Genomic DNA, 5620 nt, shown 5'->3' on the forward strand with positions numbered 1-5620 from the left:
TGATTTCAAGCTCCTTATACTTAATTTGTATTTTAGTAACTACTTAATGTTCCAAATTTTACACTAAAAACAAAAACAAGTAAACACTTAAATTATAATTAAGTAAACACGAAACAAGAGTTAAGTAAAGACTTAACAAAAGTTAAGTGCCTAAAACTAGACAACCCCTTGATATAATTGGGTTTGTCCTACTTTTTTGTCTAATTTACTCTCTTCTATAATCAAAGAGGCTTTTCTCCATGCAATGGTCAGGTAGTATTTTTTGAGAAACCCACTCAAAAAATCTCCACCATTCCTCCATTGCATGGAGAAATTCGGCTGGTTTTTAGCTTTCGCCAAGCCGAACATACCAAAAACGAGGATTTAGGTTATTCGACTTGAACTAGCAATTGTACCAGCCGAACCGCCTAGATCCATCGACCAAAACAGTCAGCTTTTTTTATATTCAGTTACGTTAAGTTCGTGGGGATTAGTCCCCACACGACTAGCCAGCACTCACACCCAAAAACAGAGGGAAAAGCTAAATAAAACAATTTTTATTTTAAAGTGTTTAATAGCCTCGTAGAGAGTTTTTTTAAATTTGTAATGGTTTTATTCGATTGGAATTCAAAAATCGCTTAGAGGGTAATTTAAGTTGTTTTATGAATGATTTATTAAGTTATGTGGGATGTGTTTTAAAGAAAGTTATTTAAATAACATTAATTGATTTAGTATATATACTAAATCAAATGGCATTTTAATTTCATTTCAAACTATCCTATCAGTAAGTATATATACTTACTGATGGCAAAATTAAAATATTAAAGATACGTATAGTATATATACTATACGTATTAGCAGATTGAAATTTTTAATGATATCAATAAGAATTCTATACTTTTTATTAGTTTTTTTGTAAGATGAAACTAGCTATGTAATAAGTATATATACTTATTACATATATTTTTTAAAAACTGGAGGTATTCATATGCCTAGATTAAGTAGGTTTCAGATTATGGAGCAAATGAAACCTCAAATTGTAAAATATTTTGAAGATCAATATAAACATATTTTTTCAGTTCAAGATATGTATGAGATATTAAATTCTAATAAAGAAGAATGGAAATTACCAGCTGTTACAAAAGGTAACGATTTTATAAAATTTTTAACTGAAAACAATATTTTAAAACAAATTGAAATTCAAACACCTCAAAGAAAAATAATAAAATTTAAATTTGATGGTGCTTCTGTATATGAATTGGCTGTGTCAATAAATAAATATTCTTATTTGAGTCATTATACAGCCCTTTTCTTGCATGGTTTGACTAATAATATTCCTAAGCATGTTTACACTAATACAGAACAATCTCCTAAATATTATTTTGATAAAGATGATATTAATTTAGAACAAGAAAATATAGATTGGGCTTTTTCTAGACCAATGAGAACAACTAAACAAATAGCAAAATTTGAAATGGATAACAAAAAATATCAAGTATATTTGTTAAATGGTAAACATCAAGATAGGTTAGGAGTATCATTTATTGAGGTTTACGGTACTAAAATGTTTATGACTAATTTAGAAAGAACTTTAATTGATATTGTTGTTAGACCAAATTATTCTGGTGGAATAGAAGAAGTACTTCATGCTTATAAGGTTGCTAAAGGAACTTTTTCTGTTAATCGTTTACTCGCGACATTAAATAAAATGAATTACATTTATCCTTATCATCAATTAATTGGTTTTTACCTAGAAAGAGCGGGTTATGATGATAATGTTCTTAAAATTGTAGAACTTAGTGGTATTGAACATAATCTTTATTTAACTTATGAAATTAAAGATAAAAGTTTTTCTGAACGTTGGAAAGTTTATTATCCTAGTTATTTAGATCATTAAAAAAAGGACAATTTTGTCCTTTTTTTAATTTGTTGTTAAGAGATTTTGTTTTTGTAAAGTATTATAGATATCTTGAGCAAGACGTTCTACGTAATCGAAATAGAAATCATAGGAACCTATTTTAGTATCAGCATTTACTGTATCAACAACAGATTGAAAACCTTCTCTATGGAATTCTCTTTCTTCTTTAATTTTAGCTAGAAAGTGCAATGGAACTTTTTTTAAAGTAAAGATTTCTGATAGAATTTGAAGATTATCAGATGCTGTTACATCAATTGAATCTGGCCATTTAGTCATAATAGAGTGAATGTCAAAAAAGTCTCTTGGACGAGATCTTCTGTTAGTACGTACTAAATCTCTATAGTCTTCCATTTGTTGGCATATAGCTCGTAATTTTTCATAGATTACCATCAATGGTGTATATGCATATATGATATAACCATTAAGGTGAAATGGCGCTTTGGTTTTACAATACTCGTATTTACTGATATCAATTTGGAATGTTTTTTCTTGATTACTTCCAACAACGATTGCATTTACACGTAGTTTTTGTAGATCACCTTTATGTTCCTCGTATTTATGTTTTTCGATTACCTTAAAATAAAGTGTATATCCTCCCCAGAATTTTTTCATGTCGTCCCTTAATTTTACTGGGGATGGAACTAGTTTTAAATCAAATACATGATAGCCTTCTTCTTCAAAGGTAATTTCAAATGCATGTTGTAATTTGCTTCTAATTTCTTCTAAAGTGCCTTCTGCAAAATCATCTTCCATGGACACATCAATATCTACAGATGCGCGTTCATTTATTTTATGAGCGATGTTTAAAGCATTTCCACCTTTTAAAACAAAGATGTCCATTAATTCATCATCATAAAACAAGGAGATAATTGCTAGTTCTTTAATTTTTTCTACGACCTCTATAGGATTTACTGGTTTGATAATTTTTTCCCCCAAACTTTAAGATTTTTTATGTTTAATAGTTTTAGTATACGAGGAAGATCTTTCTAGAACAAAAAAGATATATATCTTTTTTGTTTAATGAATAAATATTAAGAGGTTTGTCAACGGTAAGCGGACCGTAGGGAGCATTAAGGAGTTGACAAACGTACTACACCAAAACCCTCTTGGTGGTGTTAAAACGGTTACGTTTTAGCCTGCCAACCGGCGAGGGAGCCCCTCAAGGATTGAGGGGTTGGGGAGTTTGATTAAAGGGGTCAAGGGGGAAAGTTCCCCTTGTAGGTTTGGACAAAGTCCAAGGTTTAGTTCGGCTTGCCGAACAGCCCCGCAGGGCACACCTTTACGATAGTAAAGTATAGTGTGCTATACTTTACATGGAAGTCCACCGAAAAAACAGTAGAGAAGTATATATACTTTATATGGTTCTAGGGACTGATAAGGACGTAGAACCAATTGGAAAAGAGGCGAAAAAATGAGTTTTGCAATTTGCCGAATGCAGAAATTTAAAATGCGAGATGTGAAGGGAATTCAGATTCATAATCAGAGAGAAAAAGAGAGTCACACAAATCATGATATTGAATTGGAGCGAACACATCTGAATTATGATTTACATAATCATGAGCACATCGATTATTTGAAAACAGTGAAAGACAAGATTGAACAGAATGTAGAAACCAATCGAGCGATTCGAAAAGATGCGGTAGTCATGTGTGAGTTTGTTGTAACAAGTGATAGAGAATTTTTTGATGTGTTAGATATGATTGATCCAGCTCAACAAAAAGTATTTTTCAAGGAAGCATACAGTTTTTTAAAAGATAGATACGGTGAACGTAATATTGTGCATGCAGCGGTACATTTGGATGAGAAAACACCTCATATGCACGTTGGCATGATTCCAGCAACGGAAGAAAATAAGTTATCAGCCAAACAAATTTTTAACCGAAAAGAATTGGTTTCACTTCAGGACGATTTTCATGCTCACATGGTAGAAAAGGGATTTTATTTGGAACGTGGTGTATCAAGTGACAAAAAGCATGTAGAAATGCGGAAATTTAAGGCAATGACCGCAAAAGAAGAGATAAAAGCTTTAGAAAAAGAAATGGGACAATGCCTACAGAAAAAAGAAGTAGTAAATAAACAAATGGAACAATTAGAATCTCGTTTGAATCAATTACAAAACGCAGTGAAATCAACAAATAAAGTCGATAACATTGAAGTTAAACATAAAGGTGGTATTTTACGCTCTAAAACCGTTGAAATGAGCGTAGAAGACTTTGAAGAGCTCAAAACTAAGGCGAAGGCATCAGAAGCCTTTAAACGTGAAAATATGACGTTACATCGCAAGAATGAAGCATTACAAGCGAGTAATACAGATTTACATACAACAGTGAAACGTTTGGAAAAAGAAAATGAAGGGTTAAAGCCATATAAAGGCAAATATGAACGTCTAGCAAAATTATTTGATGAAATGAACAAATTTTATGAGAAGTTTATTCCGAAAGAAGTGTCAAAATTTCATGAAATAATTGGTTTTTGTAAGAGAAAAGTAAATGCATCCATAAATAGATTTAGTTCTCTTAGATATTCGGAAAAAGCATTGAATGAAAATGAGAAAAAAGGATATGAAGCAGCATCAAAGTTTCTTGCAACTCAACAAAAGGAACAAAGAAAGGAACGTGGAAATGAACGAGAACTTTGATAGGGGGATTATCAATGAAAAAACTAAAGAGAAATGCAATTCAATGCCGAAAATGTGGTGATGTAATTGAATCAAAATTCACTCGTGATTTTAAGTATTGTTCATGTGGATCAGTAGCGGTTGATGGTGGCTTAGAATATGCTCGTATTACTGGTGAGCTAGAAAGTGTGATTGAACTTCACGAATATACAGATAAGTAAAAAGCATTACACAAATTTGTGTAATGCTTTTTACTTATCTGTAAAGTTGATTTTAGGAATAATATGTTTTTGTAAACTGTTGTCACTAAATGAACTTATTGTTTGTGTATTTGGATCAAATTGTAATCCTAATGCTTTGAATACAACTTCTGTTTGTACAGGCGATAAGCTAAATGATATTGTGTCGTCATTTAAATATATATTTAATTCAATGCCCTCAATCATTATTTTTCATCTCCATTTTTTTTGACACGTTTCTTGGTATTTCTTGTTCTGGGAGAGGTTTTTGTTTTCCTCTTAAAACCTCAATAGAATTTAAAGGCTTTTCTTCCTCGTAATAACTTAATAATATTTGTCGTTTTGTATCGTTCCCTTTCATCATAATGTTAGGATTTACAATATAAACGCCATTTTGCTTTTTCTTGATGAAGTTGTTTGCTTGTAGCTTTTTCATTAACTTTGCAATAGTAGGCTCAGAAACTCCAACATCTTTTGAAATTTGTTTGTATGTCCCTATAAACAAATTATTAGATTGATTCGTGTTTTCTGCTATGTAAATAAAAATATCTAATTGTTTATTGTCTATAATCCCTAGAACTGTTAAGAAATCCATTAGGTACATTTTCCAAAAGTTTTTAGTTCCATAGACTCTTTTTGTTATTTGGTCTACATGAATAACTTCTCCAGTTTCAGTATCTACTAATTCTCGTTTTTTTTGACCGACTAAGGTTTGACTTTCAGTATGATATTCCAGATTTTTATCATATTCTGTCATGATTTCAAGCTCCTTATACTTAATTTGTATTTTAGTAACTACTTAATGTTCCAAATTTTACACTAAAAACAAAAACAAGTAAACACTTAAATTATAATTAAGTAAACACG

At 30.8% G+C, this 5620-nt stretch carries 7 protein-coding genes; 3 read left to right on the plus strand and 4 right to left on the minus strand.

What is annotated here, in order from left to right:
• Positions 1–156: 156 nt before the first annotated feature.
• Complete coding sequence (locus tag ACS2MN_RS30770; RefSeq protein ID WP_438894956.1) at positions 157–348, minus strand: hypothetical protein; 192 nt, start codon at positions 346–348, stop codon at positions 157–159.
• Positions 349–967: 619 nt separating this feature from the next.
• Between ACS2MN_RS30770 and ACS2MN_RS30775 the strand changes: the two genes are divergently transcribed.
• Positions 968–1876, plus strand: coding sequence for a type IV toxin-antitoxin system AbiEi family antitoxin domain-containing protein (locus tag ACS2MN_RS30775; protein WP_438894957.1), 909 nt, complete (start codon positions 968–970; stop codon positions 1874–1876).
• A 24-nt stretch (positions 1877–1900) separates the two neighbouring features.
• On the opposite strand, the gene ACS2MN_RS30780 is transcribed toward ACS2MN_RS30775, so the two are convergent.
• On the minus strand, positions 1901–2833 hold the full coding sequence (locus tag ACS2MN_RS30780; RefSeq protein ID WP_438894958.1) for a nucleotidyl transferase AbiEii/AbiGii toxin family protein: 933 nt from the start codon (positions 2831–2833) through the stop codon (positions 1901–1903).
• A gap of 475 nt (positions 2834–3308) precedes the next feature.
• On the opposite strand from ACS2MN_RS30780, the gene mobV reads away from it, so the two are divergent.
• Together mobV and ACS2MN_RS30790 are read left to right on the plus strand one after the other, a co-directional pair.
• Positions 3309–4535: a MobV family relaxase gene (gene mobV, locus ACS2MN_RS30785; protein ID WP_438894959.1), complete on the plus strand. Its 1227-nt coding sequence runs from the start codon at positions 3309–3311 to the stop codon at positions 4533–4535.
• Positions 4536–4549: 14 nt separating this feature from the next.
• Positions 4550–4735, plus strand: coding sequence for a DUF7695 domain-containing protein (locus ACS2MN_RS30790; protein ID WP_438894960.1), 186 nt, complete (start codon positions 4550–4552; stop codon positions 4733–4735).
• 30 nt (positions 4736–4765) lie between these two features.
• On the opposite strand, the gene ACS2MN_RS30795 is transcribed toward ACS2MN_RS30790, so the two are convergent.
• Both ACS2MN_RS30795 and ACS2MN_RS30800 read right to left on the minus strand, forming a co-directional pair.
• A complete protein-coding gene (locus tag ACS2MN_RS30795) occupies positions 4766–4960 on the minus strand; it encodes a hypothetical protein (protein WP_097836145.1) in 195 nt (64 codons plus the stop codon).
• Entirely contained in the window at positions 4953–5510 is a 558-nt protein-coding gene (locus ACS2MN_RS30800; protein ID WP_438894961.1) for a replication/maintenance protein RepL, read from the minus strand. Before ACS2MN_RS30800 ends, ACS2MN_RS30795 begins: the two co-directional genes overlap by 8 nt.
• Positions 5511–5620: the final 110 nt, after the last annotated feature.

The organism is Bacillus cereus group sp. BceL062, from assembly GCF_051780025.1.
In the GTDB taxonomy this organism is placed as follows: domain Bacteria; phylum Bacillota; class Bacilli; order Bacillales; family Bacillaceae_G; genus Bacillus_A; species Bacillus_A toyonensis.